16 protein-coding genes are annotated in these 17,017 nt (G+C 62.1%); 11 read left to right on the top strand and 5 right to left on the bottom strand.

Features of this window, described 5'->3' with window-relative positions; genetic code table 11:
• Positions 1–26 precede the first annotated feature (26 nt).
• A complete protein-coding gene (locus NKL06_RS01805; protein WP_023669466.1) occupies positions 27–230 on the bottom strand; it encodes a CsbD family protein in 204 nt (67 codons plus the stop codon).
• Positions 231–503: 273 nt separating this feature from the next.
• Positions 504–1,304 (bottom strand): CGNR zinc finger domain-containing protein, encoded by an 801-nt coding sequence (locus NKL06_RS01800; protein WP_156936022.1) that lies wholly within the window; start codon positions 1,302–1,304, stop codon positions 504–506.
• On the opposite strand from NKL06_RS01800, the gene NKL06_RS01795 reads away from it, so the two are divergent.
• On the top strand, positions 1,255–2,226 hold the full coding sequence (locus NKL06_RS01795) for a DMT family transporter (protein ID WP_023693339.1): 972 nt from the start codon (positions 1,255–1,257) through the stop codon (positions 2,224–2,226). The two genes, NKL06_RS01800 and NKL06_RS01795, sit on opposite strands and share 50 nt — an antisense overlap.
• A gap of 275 nt (positions 2,227–2,501) precedes the next feature.
• Here the strand turns inward: NKL06_RS01795 and NKL06_RS01790 are convergent, their stop codons facing one another.
• The 3 genes from NKL06_RS01790 to NKL06_RS01780 all read right to left on the bottom strand — a co-directional run bounded on the left by NKL06_RS01790 (position 2,502) and on the right by NKL06_RS01780 (position 6,081).
• Positions 2,502–2,762: a hypothetical protein gene (locus NKL06_RS01790; protein WP_023693340.1), complete on the bottom strand. Its 261-nt coding sequence runs from the start codon at positions 2,760–2,762 to the stop codon at positions 2,502–2,504.
• A 984-nt stretch (positions 2,763–3,746) separates the two neighbouring features.
• A complete protein-coding gene (locus NKL06_RS01785; RefSeq protein ID WP_023693342.1) occupies positions 3,747–4,637 on the bottom strand; it encodes an adenylate/guanylate cyclase domain-containing protein in 891 nt (296 codons plus the stop codon).
• Positions 4,638–5,052: 415 nt separating this feature from the next.
• A complete protein-coding gene (locus tag NKL06_RS01780; RefSeq protein WP_023693344.1) occupies positions 5,053–6,081 on the bottom strand; it encodes a LacI family DNA-binding transcriptional regulator in 1,029 nt (342 codons plus the stop codon).
• A gap of 357 nt (positions 6,082–6,438) precedes the next feature.
• Here NKL06_RS01780 and NKL06_RS01775 point away from each other — a divergent pair, with 357 nt between their 5' ends.
• The 10 genes from NKL06_RS01775 to NKL06_RS01730 all read left to right on the top strand — a co-directional run bounded on the left by NKL06_RS01775 (position 6,439) and on the right by NKL06_RS01730 (position 17,013).
• Positions 6,439–8,052: an extracellular solute-binding protein gene (locus tag NKL06_RS01775; protein WP_023693345.1), complete on the top strand. Its 1,614-nt coding sequence runs from the start codon at positions 6,439–6,441 to the stop codon at positions 8,050–8,052.
• Between the two features lie 80 nt (positions 8,053–8,132).
• Positions 8,133–8,993 carry a carbohydrate ABC transporter permease gene (locus tag NKL06_RS01770; protein WP_023693346.1) on the top strand — a complete coding sequence of 287 codons (861 nt, stop codon included), beginning with the start codon at positions 8,133–8,135 and terminating at the stop codon, positions 8,991–8,993.
• Positions 8,990–9,946: a carbohydrate ABC transporter permease gene (locus NKL06_RS01765; protein ID WP_352580037.1), complete on the top strand. Its 957-nt coding sequence runs from the start codon at positions 8,990–8,992 to the stop codon at positions 9,944–9,946. Before NKL06_RS01770 ends, NKL06_RS01765 begins: the two co-directional genes overlap by 4 nt.
• A complete protein-coding gene (locus NKL06_RS01760; protein ID WP_023693347.1) occupies positions 9,943–11,034 on the top strand; it encodes an ABC transporter ATP-binding protein in 1,092 nt (363 codons plus the stop codon). The genes NKL06_RS01765 and NKL06_RS01760 overlap by 4 nt, the downstream gene beginning before the upstream one ends.
• 1 nt (position 11,035) lies before the next feature.
• The gene (locus NKL06_RS01755; RefSeq protein ID WP_023693348.1) at positions 11,036–12,097 is read left to right on the top strand and encodes an ABC transporter ATP-binding protein; all 1,062 of its coding nucleotides are present in this window, start codon (positions 11,036–11,038) and stop codon (positions 12,095–12,097) included.
• 35 nt (positions 12,098–12,132) lie between these two features.
• Positions 12,133–13,230: a Gfo/Idh/MocA family protein gene (locus NKL06_RS01750; protein ID WP_352580036.1), complete on the top strand. Its 1,098-nt coding sequence runs from the start codon at positions 12,133–12,135 to the stop codon at positions 13,228–13,230.
• Between the two features lie 26 nt (positions 13,231–13,256).
• On the top strand, positions 13,257–14,171 hold the full coding sequence (locus NKL06_RS01745; RefSeq protein WP_023693349.1) for a sugar phosphate isomerase/epimerase family protein: 915 nt from the start codon (positions 13,257–13,259) through the stop codon (positions 14,169–14,171).
• A 55-nt stretch (positions 14,172–14,226) separates the two neighbouring features.
• Positions 14,227–15,168, top strand: a complete 942-nt coding sequence (locus NKL06_RS01740) for a sugar ABC transporter substrate-binding protein (protein WP_023693350.1) — start codon at positions 14,227–14,229, stop codon at positions 15,166–15,168.
• A gap of 61 nt (positions 15,169–15,229) precedes the next feature.
• Positions 15,230–16,234, top strand: a complete 1,005-nt coding sequence (locus NKL06_RS01735) for an ABC transporter permease (protein ID WP_050586906.1) — start codon at positions 15,230–15,232, stop codon at positions 16,232–16,234.
• The gene (locus NKL06_RS01730; protein ID WP_023693351.1) at positions 16,231–17,013 is read left to right on the top strand and encodes an ATP-binding cassette domain-containing protein; all 783 of its coding nucleotides are present in this window, start codon (positions 16,231–16,233) and stop codon (positions 17,011–17,013) included. Before NKL06_RS01735 ends, NKL06_RS01730 begins: the two co-directional genes overlap by 4 nt.
• The last annotated feature ends 4 nt before the right edge of the window (positions 17,014–17,017 follow it).

The following is a 17,017-nucleotide window of genomic DNA, read 5'->3' as shown; positions in this document are numbered from 1 at the left end:
TTCAAGTTCAGTTTGGAACCGGCGACCTACCAGCCTTGCCGGCCATACCAGTCATCGATGTCGCGCCGAGCGCGGTCCTTCTCAATGCCGTAGCGCTCCTGAATCTTGCCTTCCAACTGATCGCGGTTACCGGCAATACGGTCCAGATCATCGTCTGTGAGTTTGCCCCACTGTTCCTTGACCTTGCCCTTTACCTGCTTCCAATTGCCTTCGACACGGTTCCAGTCCATGGCACCTATCCTTGTTTGTTTCGGACTGAGAAAAACGCCGTAACGCTACCGGAGTTCCCGTCAAGTTTGAGCAGATCGACCGATCGAAGCGTGGCGAGGTAGGCGGCCCCGAAGCAACCCGCTCTGGAACGCGATGATGGCTTGCCGCGCCGGCTGTGTTCTCCACACTCTTGGCCACAGTCGCTCGCGAGACCAGCTTCGTTGGACAAACAGCGACAGGGATAGCGTGAAGCCAACTATGCTGCGTTGGTCATCCAAGCCTGGCGTCAGATACTAATTCTTGCTGTCGGGAGCCATGTTCCCTGCGGCTTTTGCCCTGAAGCGCCTTACCCGGCTGCGTGTGCCGCAGCTCTCATCCGAGCACCACCGTCTGCGCCCGCCACGCGAGGTGTCGATGAAAAGCCAACCGCAGTTCGGCCCGGTGCACTCGCGCACGCGGCGGCGGTCATTCCTGGACACCAAAAACTCGGCTGTCTCAAAGGCCACGCGGTGGCCGATCGTGTTCAGGCTGGCTGCGTCGGTCCACTGCCAAGCGAGGCGGTCGCCGGACGGGAAAAGCGAGCGCTTCGGCAGGGCTAGGGCGACTGCATCGCGCACGATTTGCAAGGCATCGTCCGGCACCCGGGCGCCTGCCGCCTCGGCCTGGAGAGCCGCGTAAACGGCCTCGCGCAAAATCTTGGCCTTTTCCAATGCCGCCTCCGCAAGGAGCGGGCGGGCGGAAGCCTCCGCGAGCAGTGCTCGTGCCTCATCGACGTCGATCAAATCGGCACGTCCAGCCCAGACGACCAGGTCGGCATAGGTCTGTAAGAGGTCTGGCCCCCACACATCGCGTCGCGCGTCGACCGTGTTGACGAAGTCCAGGCAGGCGTGACCGCCAACCATGCGCATGTCGACGATAGTCTTCGCAAAATCCATCCCGGAAACATCGGTTGGCGGAACCGTATTGGCAAGAGGCCGTTGTAACGAAATAAACGTCTTTTGGCCGTTACGACGAACCAACAACGCCCAGCGAAGGCTGTTTCCGATGAACCGCAACACAGCGACATTTTTGGTTTTATGTGTGATCTGGGGCACCACGTGGATCGGTATCAAGGCAGGGATCGCCACCGTGCCGCCTCTGATGTTCGCAGGCACGCGTTTTACAGTAGCCGGCTTGCTGATCCTCAGTGCGACGCGCCTAAGGGGCGCTGCTCTACCACGGGTGGCCAAAAGGAGTTGGCCGCGCCTTTTCGTTGTTACGTTGTTCATGATTCCGCTTTGCTATGGCCCACTCTTTTGGGGCATGCTCTACGTCGATACGGGCACCGCGGCTGTTCTTGAGCTTTCGCTGACCCCCGTCACGCTGCTTGGGTTTGCGTTGCTTCTGGGAGACGAACGCTATGACGGCCGCAGGCTCTTTGCGATTTTGCTCGGTGCGGCCGGTCTGTGCATCCTGTTCGGGCCCGAGGCCTATGCTAGTTGGACACACGCAGACCAGCAGGGCAGGGGGCTCCGGCTGCTGGCGATGACAGCGGTGGCGTCGGCAGCTGTAATCTATGCATGGGGTTCGGTGCTCGCGCGGCCGCTTCTTGAGGTATATTCATCGGACTTCATCGCCGGCTTCACCACCCTTTTCGGGGGCGCATTCCTAATTCTCATCTCACTCGTTGTGGAGCCAGGCGCGACCGCGGCTCTAAAAGGCGATTGGGGCTGGCCGGCTTGGGTCGGGTGGCTGTTCCTCGTGCTGTTTGGTTCGTTCATAGGCTACACACTCTTTATCCGGCTCCTGCACGAAATCGGCGCCTCGCGCGCCGGAGCATTTGCCTTCGTCTCACCCGTGATTGCCGTCGTGCTTGGCATCATCACCTACGGCGAGGAGGTTAGCCTGATCGACATCATCGGCATGGCTATCATGCTCTTCGCAGCGTTTCTTGCGCTACGCGAGCGCAAACAGGAAACATCATCCGCTTCCCCGCCGTTGATTCCACGCTCCGCGCGGGCCGATGGCAGAATATGAAAGACGGCGCGCGCATCCAGCCGCCAATCAGCCTTGAGATGGAAAAGCACAAGGTTCGCGTCTATGCGAAAAGAGGGCTTTCCCGGCAGCGTATCCCGCCTACACCGGCGGCGAGGAAAGCTCCAGCTCATATGAAAACACTAGTCGGCGAGGGATTTTGCCGAGTTGCTGTCAAGATTGCAGGCGGGATTTGAGGAAAAAATCGCGAGGCTGCAATCAGCGACCTATTCGTTCCGATCGCGATGCAGGCTATCCGCCAACGCGTCGACAAAGTGTCAGCCGCATAGCTTCAGTTCCGCCACCTGAACGCCGAGACGGAATGCCTGACCATCGGCATAAGAACGTGCATAGCTTTCTGCTTCGAACGGAAACGTCAGGGTGCTGCCGTAGGCGGTGACGCGGACCGTCCACTTCTTGTCGCGAACGAGTTCGACCGAATTGTCGGGCGACGTCATGATTTCCTCCGGCACCAGCAAGGCGAAGGCACGGATAACGTCGCAAAGGTCGTTTGAATGCAAACAATCCGACACGCTCATGTCGCTTGTTCTATACGCCCAGACTTTCTCTCGATTAGAGCAGCGCCCGGCTGCAATGTCGGTGGCGTTAAGTCCCCTAGCTGCCAAGACCTTTCCCATTGGGTCGGTCCCCTTGCGGCCTCACGCAGCGACCTTTCTGAACCCAATCGCCGAGATCGTCAGCCCGCAGTGTCTTCGAGAGAATAGCCGGCAAGCCGCAGGGTGCGAATGGCAACTCTGCGACGACTGCTTCAACAACTTTCGCGACTGGCTCATGTGAACGTCGACCACCTGGGCGCTCACACTGGCTTTCTGCGACCAGCCAGCTGCGATGAATTCATCACGGCTGATCACCTTTCAGGATTCTCGAGCATGTGGCGCACCAACTTGAACTCGATCGGCCCAAGAGGAATCTCCCCGGTGCTGCAAATACGGTGGTATCGAGCTCCATCTCGAGGTCGCGATATGTCAGTGGTCTGCGCTTCTGCGCCAATTTCGTGACGGTAGCCCAATCGCGAGCCTTCGCAGGTGTTCGAGGAGCTATTGCGGCGCAAATGGTCTGATGAAGCGTTCGTCGACCCCGGGCTGCAACAGCCTGTGCTGACCTTCAGCACCTAGGGATATCAAGGCGACACAGGGCAGGGAATTGGTCCGGGCATCCCGCTTCAGCCGGCCGCTCCCGTCGCCAGCTCATTGTCTGGCCGACAGTCCAGCACAATTCCCACGCACCGGCCTTTTCGCGGCAAGACCTATCGCGTCACCGATCGAGCGGCCCAGCTTGCTGCCGAAGCCATCCACCTGCAGAATGTCGCCTAGGAGCAGGTAGAACTCCGCATCCTGCGAGGGAGATGCACCGGCCGCGGCTCCGTCGAACTCAGCGAGGGAAACGGAAGTCAGCTCTTCGCAGCCCAACGGTCGATTCCAATGGCTGTCAAAGAATACAGCGCGACATTGAGGGCGCCAGCGAACCAGCTCGAAACCGGTCGAGCTAGTAGCCGGGCCGGGTCAATCCGAGACAATTTCGTAGTGAAGAAGCTGGGCTTCGTCGAGTGCCGACTTCACTCCAGGCGAGATGACGCCGGAGCCGAAGAGGACAATATCTTCACGGCGTACGAATACTTCATGGCCGAGTCCCATGGAAACAAATGTGCCCGAAGAGCTTCGTTCGAGAAGCCGAGCTCTGCCATTCAATATGGTGAAGGCGGCGTGGCGCCTCGATACCCAGGGCCGCTCGACGATGATATCGCATTCCGCCGATCTGCCGATTGTCACGGATTCGCCGTTTCGACAGGATCGCAGCTGATCTCTGTAGCGGATGACCAGATGAATCTGCCGCGGCAGGACCGAGCGTCTATCTGTAGTGGCGCCATGGCTGGTGATCTGCGTACCGGGGGCCCCATCGTCGCTCCACAGGGTATAGACATCGAAGAACTCTTGCTTCCCTTTCAAGGCCATTTTGTCGAGGAGCCGCAGGCCGTTGCGGCTTCTCGGGGAAAGGGCTTCGCAGAAGCTCTGGCTGATCAGCACCTCTCCGGGGTTCGCCGTGGTGGACAACCTTGCGGTGACATTGACAACGTCACCGAATATCGCGCCCCGCGCGCGAATGACCGCCCCGAAATGCAATCCGATACGGGCGCTTAACGGACCTTTAGTCAGTTGGTGGCTGATTTGGCAGACGGCCCTCAGCGCCATTTCCGGGCTCTCGAAGAGGCTGAGTATGTCATCGCCCTTCGAGTAAATGAAATCACCACCGTGCTTGGCGACGATCTCGCGCATCGTGTCCAGGCAATGCGAGACCTGCTGTAGAGCGGCATCGTCTCCGATCCGCTCATAGAGTGGCGTGCTGCCCACGACATCAGCTAAGAGGACTGCGGCAAGAAGCGTTTCCTGGTCCATCGATCTCGTGTCCGACCCAAAAAGTCAGCGTGCGTGTATAACACACGAGGTTGCCTGCGACATATCTGCTCGTGCGCCTGGGGCCGGGGCGATGCCTCAGGTGATCGTCGCGGACGGTCGGGCATATGCCATTCGTCGGCTTCGTGCCGGCATCCAGAACCCTCTTCGCCCCAATCGTTCGCGACTTCGGTGCTATGAGTGGACTTGTCTTTTTAGGTTCGGAAACGCTGACCGAGTTGCAACGGGCGACGGCCTTCTCATGCACCATCAACCACGACCCGATCTCGGCCCTCCGACTTCGCACGGAATAGTGCCAGATCGGCGGCTTTGACGAGATCATTCGGGCTCTCGTTCGTATTTGGGACCGGTGGCGACGCCAACGCTGTGCTTTGCGATAAGATCACGGATCCATTGATCAGATTTCAGGTATATTCTCTTTGAAGATCACCTGAAGTCGTGGTTGGTGCGGTTCATAGTCCAGGTGCCTGACAGAGTGGCTTAAAATGTTGAGCGCTTCCCGCGCCTCGACGCGCGGATTTTGATCTATGACCGCATCGAGCGTCCCATCCAACAAAAGTTCCTTGGTGCCGTCTGTCACCTCGTGGCCGAGAAAGAGAATGTCTTTGGCGCGTCCACGCTCCTTGAGCGCCCGAGCGATGCCGGTGTTGCCGGCGCCGACATTGTAGATCGCGGCAAGATCGGGGTGCCGGTCCAGAAGCGCTGATGCTTCCGAATAAGCCTTCTCTCGGTCATCCAGCATTTCGCGCATCTCGACGATCTTGAGATTGGGCGACTCCTCGGTCAAGATGTGCCGGAATCCCATCTCGCGTTCCTCATGGCCGCGGTAGGACAGCGAGCCGGCGAACAGCGCCACCTTGCTTGGGCGTTCCGATGCCATGAAGCGGTTGAGCAGATAGCCGGCCAGCCGCCCCGCGGCGCGGTTGTCGATGCCGATATAGGCCACTCTCGGAACATGCAGGATGTCGGAGGCGATGGTCACCACCTTGACATCATTGGCTGACAGCGAGCGGATCGCCTCGCGCACCGTTGGATGATCGAGCGCGATCACGCCGACGCCTTGTGTCTGTCCACGCAATTCTTGCAGCAGGCGGGCGAGCCGGTCGGGGTTGAAGCCCTCTATGGTGGCGATGTGGACGTCGAGATCGGGGCGCGCTAGGGCCTGCGCCTCGATGTGTCGATGCAGCATCTTGATGAAGGAATTGGTGCCGGCCGGCAGAGCGAAGTCGAGACGGATGACCTCTCCAGGTGAGGGCCTGGGCGGCGCTCCGTTCGGGCCCTCCGCGATGTAGCCGAGGCGCTGCGCCATTTCGAGCACGATCTCACGCGTGCGCGCCCGCACACCGGGCCTGTTGTTCAGCACGCGGTCGACGGTGGCGGCGGAAACGCCGGCTTCCCGGGCTATGTCAGTCAAGGTGGAACGCACCGTCTTCATCTCCTCAATGCATCAGATCGCACAATGCCGCTAGCCCGTCCGACGGCGCCACAGCTGCCAGCCATCAGCGATTCTGATGGGAAATGATGTATCGAGCCTTAGCCGATGCGCAAGGAGGTAGGGCTAAATCGCGTCGCCCGGCGTGATAGTCGCGTGCCAGAAAGGCAGATTTCCCATCAAATCGAGGCATTGAGCCCGTTTGTCGACCTTTGCATGACGTATTTTCTCCGCGGTTGCGGTGTTACGATGTATTTTGAGTATTTATGATGTTGACAGCCTTCCGGTGCTGCCGTCAATATCCCTCAATGGGCTCGTGGAGGAAACATTGGCCCTGAGGGAGGAATTCCAATGTCTGATCTGATCCGCATATCGCGACGCCGATTGCTGGCGTCCGGAGGAAAGGCGGCGGTGTTCGTAGCCGCGGCAGGTATCGCCCCGCAATTCATCCGTCCCGGCCGTGCCCTTGCGGCCGACGCGCTGGCGCCAGGCATGGTCGGCGGCCCCACCGGTTTCGAGGGCGCCGAGCGCTATCAATATGGCGCCGACACGCCGGAAGGCCGTGCCGTTGAGGCGGCCAAGGCCTTGAAGGGAGCTGGCAAGGCATCGGCCAAGATAGTACTTGGCCTGTCGGATGGCTCGATTGGCCAACTCACACAGCCTTTCCCAGCGGGTGCGCCGTCGATCAAGGAGCTGTGGGAAAAGGAAACCGGCATCCAGATTGAGATCGTCGGCCTGCCGAACGGCCAGGAATTCACCAAGACGATGCAGGACATCTCCACCAAGGGTGGGGCCTATGACATCTACTCGACGGAATGGAACCGCCTCGGCGACCTTGCCGAGACCGGCGGCATCGCCAAGCTCGACGACTTCGTCGCCCAGTACAAGCCCGAATGGGACGATCCCAAGACCGGCTATGTCGACGGCGCCAAGGGCGTGTCGCTGCTCAACAAATATCGCGGGTCCAACTATGGCGTGTCGCTGGACGGCGACTTCCAGACCTGGGTCTACCGCACCGACCTGTTCGGCGACGCCGCCGAGCAGAAGGCGTTCAAGGACAAATTCGGCTACGATCTGGCGCCGCCGAAGACCTGGAAGCAGCACAGTGACATCGCGGGCTTCTTCCAGCGCCCCGACAAGGGCCTGTTCGGCTCCACCGACCTGCGCAACCAGGGCTGGGGCTACACCAACTGGTATCAGCGCTATGTCTCGATGGCATCGCCCAACCAGTTCCTGTTCGGCGACGACGGCAAGCCGCTGATCAATTCCGAGCACGGCATTGCCGCCACCAACGAATATGTCGGCTCGCTCGTTCATCACTCGCCGGACGCGATCTCCTGGGGCTGGCCGGAGCAGTATGGAAATTTCGCCAAGGGCGGCGCGGCGATGACCTGCGCCTTCTCGAACCTGCCGAAATTCCTCGACAATGCCGGCAACAAGGATTCAGCCGTCACCGGCAAGATCGGCTCGATGCTGCCGCCCGGCCGCGAAGTCGACGGCAAGCTGATCAGCCGTTCCGTGCTGTGGTTCTCGCTGACCGGCATGGTCTCGTCTCAGTCGAAAAACCAGGAGGTCGCCTACCTTTTGCTGCAGTGGCTGGGCTCCGCCCGCATCTATGCCTGGATGAGCGCCAATCCGGGCGGCTATCTCGATCCGTTCCGGCTCTCGGATTTCTCCGATCCGCTGGTGCGCCAGACCTACCACGCCTACCACATCGACGTGGTGCGCGAGACCGTCGCCCGCACGGTGCCGACGATCAACTATCCCGGCGCCACCGCCTTCCACAACGCATTGGACGAAAACCTGATGGCGTCGCTGACCAAGGCCAAGACAGCGGAACAGGCGATGGCCGACACGGAAGCGGAGTGGAAGAAGATCGCCCGCCGCATCGGCGAGGACAAATTGCTTGAAGCCATAAGGACAAACAAGGAGGCCTGGCCGACTGTTCTCGATCCAATCAGCTGATCCGTCTCCCTGGATCAGCGCTGGAGGGGAGGAGCATCTGTTCCTCCCGCCGCAGTCAACGCCACCAGCAAAGCAGCCAGATGAAGCGTTCCGTCCCCTTCGAGATATTCCGCTACGCCGCGATCTTCGCGGCGATGGCCGTGACGCTGGTGCCGATCCTTTGGATGGTGTCGATGGCCTTCAAGCCGATCGCCGAATGGTCGGCGACCGGCACGGACCTGACATGGTGGCCGAAGAACCCGACGCTGGGCAATTTCCGGTTCGTCTTCGGCGAGTCCAACAACAATCTGATCGTGGCGCTCGACCGCACCGCGCTGAAGCCGATCCTGTCGTCGCTGCTGTCTTCGGTGTTCGGCACGGCGATCGCAATGTCGGCGGGCACGGCTGCGGCCTACGGGCTGTCGCGTTTCGGCTCGGGCCAGAACCTGCCGCTGGCGCTGATCCAGCTCAGGCTGTTTCCGCCAATGGCGGTGATGATCCCGGTCATGATCATGTGGGCCTTCCTGAACTTCACCGACAGCTGGTTTGGCCTGGCCCTGATCTACGGCATCGTCACCCTGCCGTTCGCTTTCTGGCTCATGAAGACCTTCTTCGACGACATGCCGCGCGAGATCGAGGAAGCGGCGCTTGTCGAAGGTTGTTCGCGGCTGCGCGTCTTCACGCGCATCACGCTGCCGATGATGCGCGCACCGCTGGCCAGCGCCGCCCTCTTCGTCTTCATCCTCAACTGGTCGGACTATCTGATCGCGCTGCTGCTGACGACGCGTGAATGGGTGACGATCCCCGTCTACATGGCCTCGCTGTCCTCCTCGATGACCGGGCAGCTCTATGGCGCCAAGGCCGCGCTCGGTCTTGTCGCCGCGGTGCCGCCGGTCATCATGGGCATCGCTATCCAGCGCCATCTGGTGCGCGGACTGACCTTCGGCGCGCTCAAGCAATGAGCGCGGTGACCGTGACTGTCTCGAAGGACGCAAAGGCCGCGCTTGGCAAGCCCGTGCTGCGGGACGAGGGAGCGCGGCTGGGATTCCGGCTGACGCTGCCGGCGCAGGTTTTGGTGCTCTTCATCTCCGTCTTCCCGCTGCTGATGCAGTTCTACATCAGCGTCACCGACTGGTCGCCGCTCTCCGGCCTCGGCTGGTGGAACGCATGGGAGATGTGGAACAGCTTCGCCAACTACACCGACCTTGCCGCCGATGCGCGCTTCTGGAGCGCGCTGAGGCGCACGGCCATCGTCATGGTCGTGTGCGTGCCCGTCGAATTCCTGCTTGGCCTGGCATTGGCGACGCTGTTCGCGGACGATTTTCCGGGCAAGCGGATCTTCTATTCGATCCTGCTGATGCCGATGATGGTGGTTCCGGCGGTGGCCGGCTACATGTTCTTCATGCTGTTCCAGTCGGGCGGGCCGCTGAACGACATCCTGTCGGCACTCAGCGGTTCCCGCGTCACCATCGCCTGGCTGTCTGACCCCACACTGGCGCTGATCGCGGTGATCATCGCCGATATCTGGCAGTGGACGCCGCTGATGTTCCTGATCCTGCTTGCCGGCCTGGTCGGCGTGCCGCAGGACCAGATCAAGGCGGCGACCCTGCTCGGCGCCAACCCGTGGCAGCGCTTCGTCACCATCGTGCTGCCGAAGATGAAGACGATCATCATCATCGCGCTGGCGATCCGCGTCATCGAGAACTTCAAGATCTTCGACACGCTCTACATCATGACCGGCGGCGGCCCCGGGGTCGCCACGGAGACGATCTCCGTCTACATCTACAAGGTCACGACGCAGGACCTGATCTGGGGCTATGTGGCGGCGATCGCGCTGGCCATCCTGGTCGTGCTTTCGATCGTTGCCGTATTCGCCATGAAGCGCATGGCGCGCGCAAGGCTGGTGCCGGCATGAGTGCGATCCAGCTGCGCAACCTGGTCAAGACCTTTGGCGAGTTCACGGCGCTGAAGACCATGGACCTCGACATCGCCGATGGCGAGTTCATGGCGCTGCTCGGGCCTTCGGGATGCGGCAAGTCGACGACGATGAACATGATCGCCGGCATGGAGGAGCCGACCAGCGGCAAGATCCTGTTCGGCGAGCGCGACATGGCCGGCGTGCCGATGGGCCGGCGCGGCGTCGGCTTCGTTTTCCAGAACTACGCCATCTTCACCCACATGACGGTGCGCCAGAACCTTGCCTACGGGCCGCGGATGCGCGGTGCGGCGACAGCCGAGATCGACCGCCGCGTCGGCGCCATCGCCGAGCTGCTGCAGTTGACGCCGCTGCTCGACCGCAAGGCCGACCGGCTCTCGGTCAACATCCTGCAGCGGGTGGCAATCGGACGCTCGGCGATCATGGAGCCGGCCATCTTCCTGCTCGACGAGCCGCTGTCCAATGTCGACGCCGCCTTCCGGGCGGTAATGCGGACCGAGCTCAAGCAGCTGCAGCGCCAGTTCAGGCAGACGATGGTCTACGTCACCCATGACCAGCTCGAGGCCATGACCATGGCCGACCGCATTGCCGTCATGGATCACGGCGTGCTGCAGCAGGTGGGAACGCCGCTGGAAGTCTACAACAATCCGGCCAATGTCTTCGTCGCCCGCTTCATCGGCGCTCCGGGCATGAACCTGCTGAAGGGAAGGCCGGCGGAGAGCGACCGGGGCCTGGTGGTCGATCTCGGGTCGCTGGGGGTCACGCCGACGCTGCCGGATGCGCTGGCCGCCACCTTGCGCGGATCGCGCTCTGAGGTGCTTTACGGCTTCCGGCCCGAACAGGTGTCGCTGGTGCCGAGCGGGCAGGGCCTCGCCATGCCGGTGAGCTTCGTCGAGCGGATCGGCGCCAGGACCATCGTCCATCTCGGCGATGGCGAGACCGCCGTGAAGGCGGTGTTCGACAATGCTGTCGGACTGTCGATCGGCGAGCTTGCCGTCGTCGCCCCCGTGGCATCGTCCGTGCGTGTCTTCGATGCCCGCAGCGGCATTGCGATGAAGGCAGGTTGACATGGCCGATATCGTCTTTCGCAATGTCAGCAAGCGTTACGGCACGACGCTCGCCGTCGACGACGCCTCGTTCACCGTCAATGACAACGAATTCTTCTGCTTCTTCGGGCCGCCGCTGTCGGGCAAATCGACAATCCTGCGCCTCGTGCTCGGTCTGGAGACGCCTGACGCCGGAGAGATCCTGATCGGCGGCAAACCGGTCAACACCGTCTCGCCGGCCGAGCGCAATGTCGCCATGGTGTTCCAGAACCTGGCGCTGTTCCCCCATATGAGCGCGCGCGAAAATGTGCGTTTCCCGCTGGTCGAGCGCAAGGTCGCCGAGGCCCAGATCGAAAAGCGTGTCGCCGACGTCGCCGCCAAGCTGCATATCGGCCACATCCTTCACAAGCCGCCGGCGCAGCTTTCCGGTGGCGAGCGGCAACGCCTGGCCATGGCCCGCGCCCTGGTGCGCGACCCGAACGCCTATCTGATGGACGACCCGATCTCTGCGCTCGATGCGCGGCTGCGCGAGGAAACGCGCGTCGAGCTCAAGCGCATCCAGCGCGAACTCGGCAAGACGCTGATCTACGTCACCCATGACCAGGAAGAGGCGATGTCGATCGCCGACCGCATCGCCATTCTGGAGAATGGCAGGATCCGGCAGATCGGCGCCCCGTCCGAGATCTACGACCGCCCGGCGAACACCTATGTGGCGCGACTGCTTGGTTCGCCGATGATGAACATCCTCAAATCCGTTCGCGGCGAAGATGGCCTCGAGGCCGCAGAAGGCACGGTCAGCATCGCCGATCGCGCTGCTCCGGCCGACGCGATCGAAATCGGGCTGAGGCCGGAGGACATCAAGGTCGGGCCCTGGGTCGAAGGGGGCGCTGGCCGCCCGGCGCGCGTGTTCGAGGTCGAGCCGCTTGGCGGCTACACGGTGGTAACGCTCGCCGCCGGAGAGGCGCGGCTGAAGGCGCTGCTGCGCGGCCAGCCCGACATCAGGCCGGATGCGGTGGTAGCGATTTCCTGCGAGCCGGCCCGGGTGCATTATTTCGGGCAGGACGGAGGCGCGTTGGCGAGATGATCGCGGCTGCGAAAACAGAATTGCGGGAGGAAGACATGGCGAGCGAAGGCTTCGAGCCGGACGTGAAGGTCCGCACGAAAGAATACCGTATCGGCTGCATCGGCGCCGGCATGATCATGGCCGAGTGCCATCTGGCAGCCTATCGCGAAGCGGGGTTCAACGTGGTGGCGATCGCCTCGCGGACCCGTTCCAATGCGCAGAAGGTCGCCGCGCGTTGGGACATCCCGACCGTCCACGACACGCCGGAACAGCTGATCGAGGATTCTGAGGTCGAGATCGTCGACCTTGCCTTTCCACCCGATCTGCAGCCGGCGCTGATCCGCCATGCGCTGAAGCAGCCTCACATCAAGGCGATCCTGGCGCAGAAGCCACTGGCGCTGTCGGTCGATGAAGCCGTGAAGCTGCGCGACGAGGCAGCCAAGTCAGGCAAGATCCTCTCGGTCAACCAGAACATGCGCTACGACCAGTCGATGCGCGTGCTGAAGCAGATCATCGACAGCGGCGCCCTGGGCGACATCGTCTTTGCGCAGATCGACATGCATGCGATCCCGCACTGGCAGACTTTCCTTCAGGACTACGACCGGCTGACGCTCGCCAATATGAGCGTGCATCATCTCGACGTGCTGCGCTTCCTGTTCGGCGATCCCTCGGAAATCACCACGCTGACACGCAAGGACCCGCGCACCACATTCGAGCATAGCGACGGCATCACCGTGTCGACGCTGCGCTTTCCCTCCGGCGTGCTCGCCGTGTCGCTGGAGGATGTCTGGTCCGGACCGCGCCAGGAGGGCTATGAGGACGACCAGCACATCAACTGGCGCGTCGACGGCACCAAGGGTGTCGCCAAAGGCACGATCGGCTGGCCGAAAGGTGTGGCCTCGACGCTGACTTATGCGTCGACCGAGACGACGGATGGCAAGTGGGTCAGCCCGAGCTGGGACACGATGTGGTTCCCGCATGCCTTCATCGGCGTCATGGAGCAACTGCAGCATGCGGTAAAGACAGGCGCGCCGCCGGCATTATCGGTGGCCGACAACGTCAAGACGATGGCGCTGGTCGAGGCCGGCTATCGCTCGATGGCGCAAGGCCGCACCGTCAAGCTTTCCGAAATCTCGATAAAATCAGCCAACTGAATCGCTTACAGGGAGGAATTCACATCATGATGCAGGCAGGTATTTTCACGGGCTATTTCCCGTACGGCCTCGAAGAGACGGCAAAGAAGATCCGCGGGCTCGGTTTCAACACGGTGCAGCTCGACCTGCATTTCAGGGATATCGATCTGTCGGCCGGGCAGATCACCGAGGACAAGGCCAAGCAGGTGCGCGACGTCTTCCGCGACAACAACCTGCCGATCTGCTGCGTGTCGGGCTACACCAACATCATCCATCCCGACAAGGCCGAGCGCGACAAGCGCGTCGGCTATCTCAAGGAGATCATCCGCAACGCCCGCAGCTTCGGCTCGCCCTACGTGATCTCCGAGACCGGTACCTACAACACCGAATCCGACTGGGTGCATCATCCCAAAAACAAGACCGAGGAAGGCTTTGAGGAGTGCCGCAAGGTGATCGCCGAGCTTGCCCAGACCGCCTATGACCACGGCGCGGTCTTCCTGCTCGAGACCTACGTCAACAACGTTGTGGGCTCGGTCGAGGAGACGGTGAAGATGTTCGCCCAGGTCGACCATCCCGGCCTCGGCCTGCTGATGGATCCGACCAACTATTTCGAAACCCACAACATCGACCGGATGGACCAGATCCTGAACCAGGTGTTCGATACGCTGGCCGACAAGATCAAGATCGCGCATGCCAAGGACGTCAAGCGTTCGGGCAGCGACAAGTCGGAAAAGCATGCCGACATCGGCGACGAGGATGCGATGGAGAGCCACACCTTCCGCGGCGTCGGCGAGATCGAGCTGCCGGCGCCCGGGCTGGGGTCGCTGAATTACGATCTCTATCTGCAGCGGCTGGCGGAAAAGCACCCAAACATCCCGGTCATCATCGAGCATCTCTCGGAAGACGACGTGCCGCGCGCGAAGAAATTCCTCGACGGGAAGTTCCGCGCCAACGGCCTGTGAGCGCCGGTTGCGCCGCCGGCGCATGGCGGCGCAACTCCAACCAAGGGAGGAATGAATGTTGAAATTCGCATTGAAAGTGGCTGCTGCGGCAACGCTGGTGGCCGGGGTCTCCTTGAGCCTGCCGGCATTCGCGCAGGACGGCCAGAAGACCTTCTATCTGCTGTCGCATGGTGGCCCTTCGGACGCGTTCTGGATCGACTGGAATACCGGCGCAACCAAGGCCTGCGACCAGCTCAAGGTGACCTGCAAGATCTCGTTCAGCGGCGGCGACATGGCGGCGCAGAAGGAGGCTTTCAACTCGGCGCTCGCCGCCAAGCCGGACGGCATCGCCACCACCTCGGCTCAGCCCGGCCTGTGGACGGAGGAGGTGAAGGCCGCCAAGGCCGCCGGCATCCCGATCGTGTTCTTCAACACCGACGATCCGGCGACCGGGCGGCAGGCCTATGTCGGGGCCGACCTCAGGGAAGCGGGCGTCATCTGGGCCAAGTATCTCGTCGACCACAAGATGGTGAAGCAGGGCGACAAGGTGTTCCTGCCGGTCGAAGTGCCGGGCGCCAGCTACCAGCAGCTCGAGACCGAGGGCATCGCCAGCGTCTTCGATCCGCTCGGCATCAAGTACGACGTGGTCGATTGCGGCACCGACCCGGCCGGCATCATCGCCAAGATGACCGACTACATGGTCGCCAACAATCCGCCGGCAATCATTGCACTGGGCGATTCCGTGGCAGCAAGCATCAAACGCGTCTTCGACGGGGCCGGTGTGTCGGCCGGCAAGGTCCCGGTCGTCGGCTGGGGCAACTCAAAGGAGACGGCCGAGGCGGTCAAGTCCGGCTTCGTCAATGCTGCGGCCTGGCAGTACCCGTCGGCGCAGGGCTTCATGCCGGTGGCGCTGCTCGGGCTAGCGGCCTCTGGCGAGCCGATCGGCTACGACATTCACACATTCAGCCTCTACGACGCCTCGAGCGTCGAGCCGATCCTGAAACTCTACAACAAGTGACGACAATCGGCGCCCGCCCCGAAATGGCGGGCGCCGGACGAAACGCATGGTCCTGACAGATATGGCAATCACAGCAGACGACGACACGCAGCGAGCGAAGGGCAGGTCTGCGCTGCTGCGTTCGCCGCAATTCTCCTCGCTCATCATCCTCATCGTGCTGCTCGTGGTGTTCGCCATCGCCGACGGCAACTTCCTGTCGCCGCTCAACATATCCAACATGATGGCGTTCCTGCCCGAGCTCGGCATCATCGCTCTCGGCATGACGCTGCTGCTGACGGCGGGCGAGTTCGATCTATCGGTCGGCGCCGTGTTCGGCCTTGCGCCCGTCGTGGTGATGCTGCTGGTGCAGAATGGCGGTATCGACATCGGCGTCGCCCTCCTGGCCGGGCTTGTGCTGTGCATCGCGATCGGCGCCATCAACGGGCTGATCGTCACCAAGATCGGCATTTCCTCCTTCCTGGTCACGCTGTCGATGCTGCTCGTCGTGCGCGGCGCGGCGCTCTACATCACGCAGGGATTCCCCCTGAAGTCGTGGGACCAGCCCGGCTTCTTCGTCACGCTGCTTGCCGGCAGCTTCAATGTAGGCTCGTTCCGGTTCTACACCTCGCTCTGGTGGTTCATCGGCCTGTCGCTGCTGGCGATTTACATCCTGCGCTACGCCAAGCTCGGCAACTGGATCAGCGCCATCGGCAGCAACCGCAACGCAGCGGTGGCGCGCGGCGTGCCGGCCGACGCGGTCAAGATCTGGCTGTTCATCCTGACCTCGGTGGTGGCCGGGCTGGCCGGCATGATCAGCGCGTTCCGGATTTCGGCCGCCTCGCCGGTGGCCGGCACCGGCTACGAACTCGAAGTGATCGCCATGGTGGTGGTCGGCGGCACGGCGCTCACTGGGGGGCGCGGCACCATCCTCGGCACCATCGTCGGCGCGCTGATGCTGCGCGCCATCCGCAACGGCATCGTGCTGATCGGCGTGCCGGGCTTGGCATACAACATCTTCGTCGGCGTCATCATCCTCGCCATGCTCATCCTGCACGCTTTGCTGCAGAAGAACGCCGCAAGGAGCTGACGATGGAAGTGCTGCGTCTGCAAGACCTGCAAAAGTCCTTCGGCAACGTGCGTGCGCTGAAGAACGCCTCGTTCACCCTCAACGAAGGCGAGGTGGTTGCCCTGCTTGGCGACAATGGCGCCGGCAAGTCGACGCTGATCAAAGCGATCTCCGGCGTCTTCCCGGCCGACCACGGCGACATCTTCGTGCGCGGCGAGAAGGCGTCGATCCGCTCGACGCGCGACGCGATGGACCTCGGCATCGAGACTATCCATCAGGACACATCGCTCGCGCCGGACCTCAGCATCGCGCGCAATCTTTTCCTGGGTCGGGAGCCGGTCAATTTCGGCTGGCTCGGCGTGTTCGCGCCGCTCGATCTCGCCAAGCTTCGCAACGCCGCCTCGGCGCTGCTGAAGCGGGTCGGCATTTCGAAAAAGCTCGATGCCGATGCACTGGTGAGCACGCTCTCGGGCGGTGAGCGGCAATCGATCGCGATCTCGCGCGCCATGCAGTTCGCCGCCAAGGTGATCATACTCGACGAGCCGACCAACAATCTTGGCGTCGAGGAAACCCACGGCGTGCTGCGCTTCGTCAAGGAGGTGCGCGACGCCGGCCACTCGGTGCTGCTCATCACCCACAACATCCACCACGTGTTCCAGGTCGCCGACCGCATCATCGTCATGCGCCGCGGCGAAATCGTCGCGGAACAGACGGTCGCCGACACCGACCTGTTGACGGTGGAAAGCATCATCACCGGCGCCGACATGTCGGCCTTGCTCAAGGAGGCGAGGGCAAAGTGAAGGA

The sequence above is a fragment of the Mesorhizobium sp. C268A genome (genome assembly GCF_040324475.1).
Lineage (GTDB): Bacteria > Pseudomonadota > Alphaproteobacteria > Rhizobiales > Rhizobiaceae > Mesorhizobium.
This window is presented reverse-complemented; position numbering and strand designations above follow the sequence as displayed.

Coding starts and splice junctions, on each gene's coding strand:
- NKL06_RS01805 (WP_023669466.1), bottom strand. CDS start 230: ATGGACTGGAACCGTGTCGAAGGCAATTGGAAGCAGGTAAAGGGCAAG.
- NKL06_RS01795 (WP_023693339.1), top strand. CDS start 1,255: ATGAACCGCAACACAGCGACATTTTTGGTTTTATGTGTGATCTGGGGC.
- NKL06_RS01790 (WP_023693340.1), bottom strand. CDS start 2,762: ATGAGCGTGTCGGATTGTTTGCATTCAAACGACCTTTGCGACGTTATC.
- NKL06_RS01785 (WP_023693342.1), bottom strand. CDS start 4,637: ATGGACCAGGAAACGCTTCTTGCCGCAGTCCTCTTAGCTGATGTCGTG.
- NKL06_RS01775 (WP_023693345.1), top strand. CDS start 6,439: ATGTCTGATCTGATCCGCATATCGCGACGCCGATTGCTGGCGTCCGGA.
- NKL06_RS01770 (WP_023693346.1), top strand. CDS start 8,133: ATGAAGCGTTCCGTCCCCTTCGAGATATTCCGCTACGCCGCGATCTTC.
- NKL06_RS01765 (WP_352580037.1), top strand. CDS start 8,990: ATGAGCGCGGTGACCGTGACTGTCTCGAAGGACGCAAAGGCCGCGCTT.
- NKL06_RS01760 (WP_023693347.1), top strand. CDS start 9,943: ATGAGTGCGATCCAGCTGCGCAACCTGGTCAAGACCTTTGGCGAGTTC.
- NKL06_RS01755 (WP_023693348.1), top strand. CDS start 11,036: ATGGCCGATATCGTCTTTCGCAATGTCAGCAAGCGTTACGGCACGACG.
- NKL06_RS01750 (WP_352580036.1), top strand. CDS start 12,133: ATGGCGAGCGAAGGCTTCGAGCCGGACGTGAAGGTCCGCACGAAAGAA.
- NKL06_RS01745 (WP_023693349.1), top strand. CDS start 13,257: ATGATGCAGGCAGGTATTTTCACGGGCTATTTCCCGTACGGCCTCGAA.
- NKL06_RS01740 (WP_023693350.1), top strand. CDS start 14,227: ATGTTGAAATTCGCATTGAAAGTGGCTGCTGCGGCAACGCTGGTGGCC.
- NKL06_RS01735 (WP_050586906.1), top strand. CDS start 15,230: ATGGCAATCACAGCAGACGACGACACGCAGCGAGCGAAGGGCAGGTCT.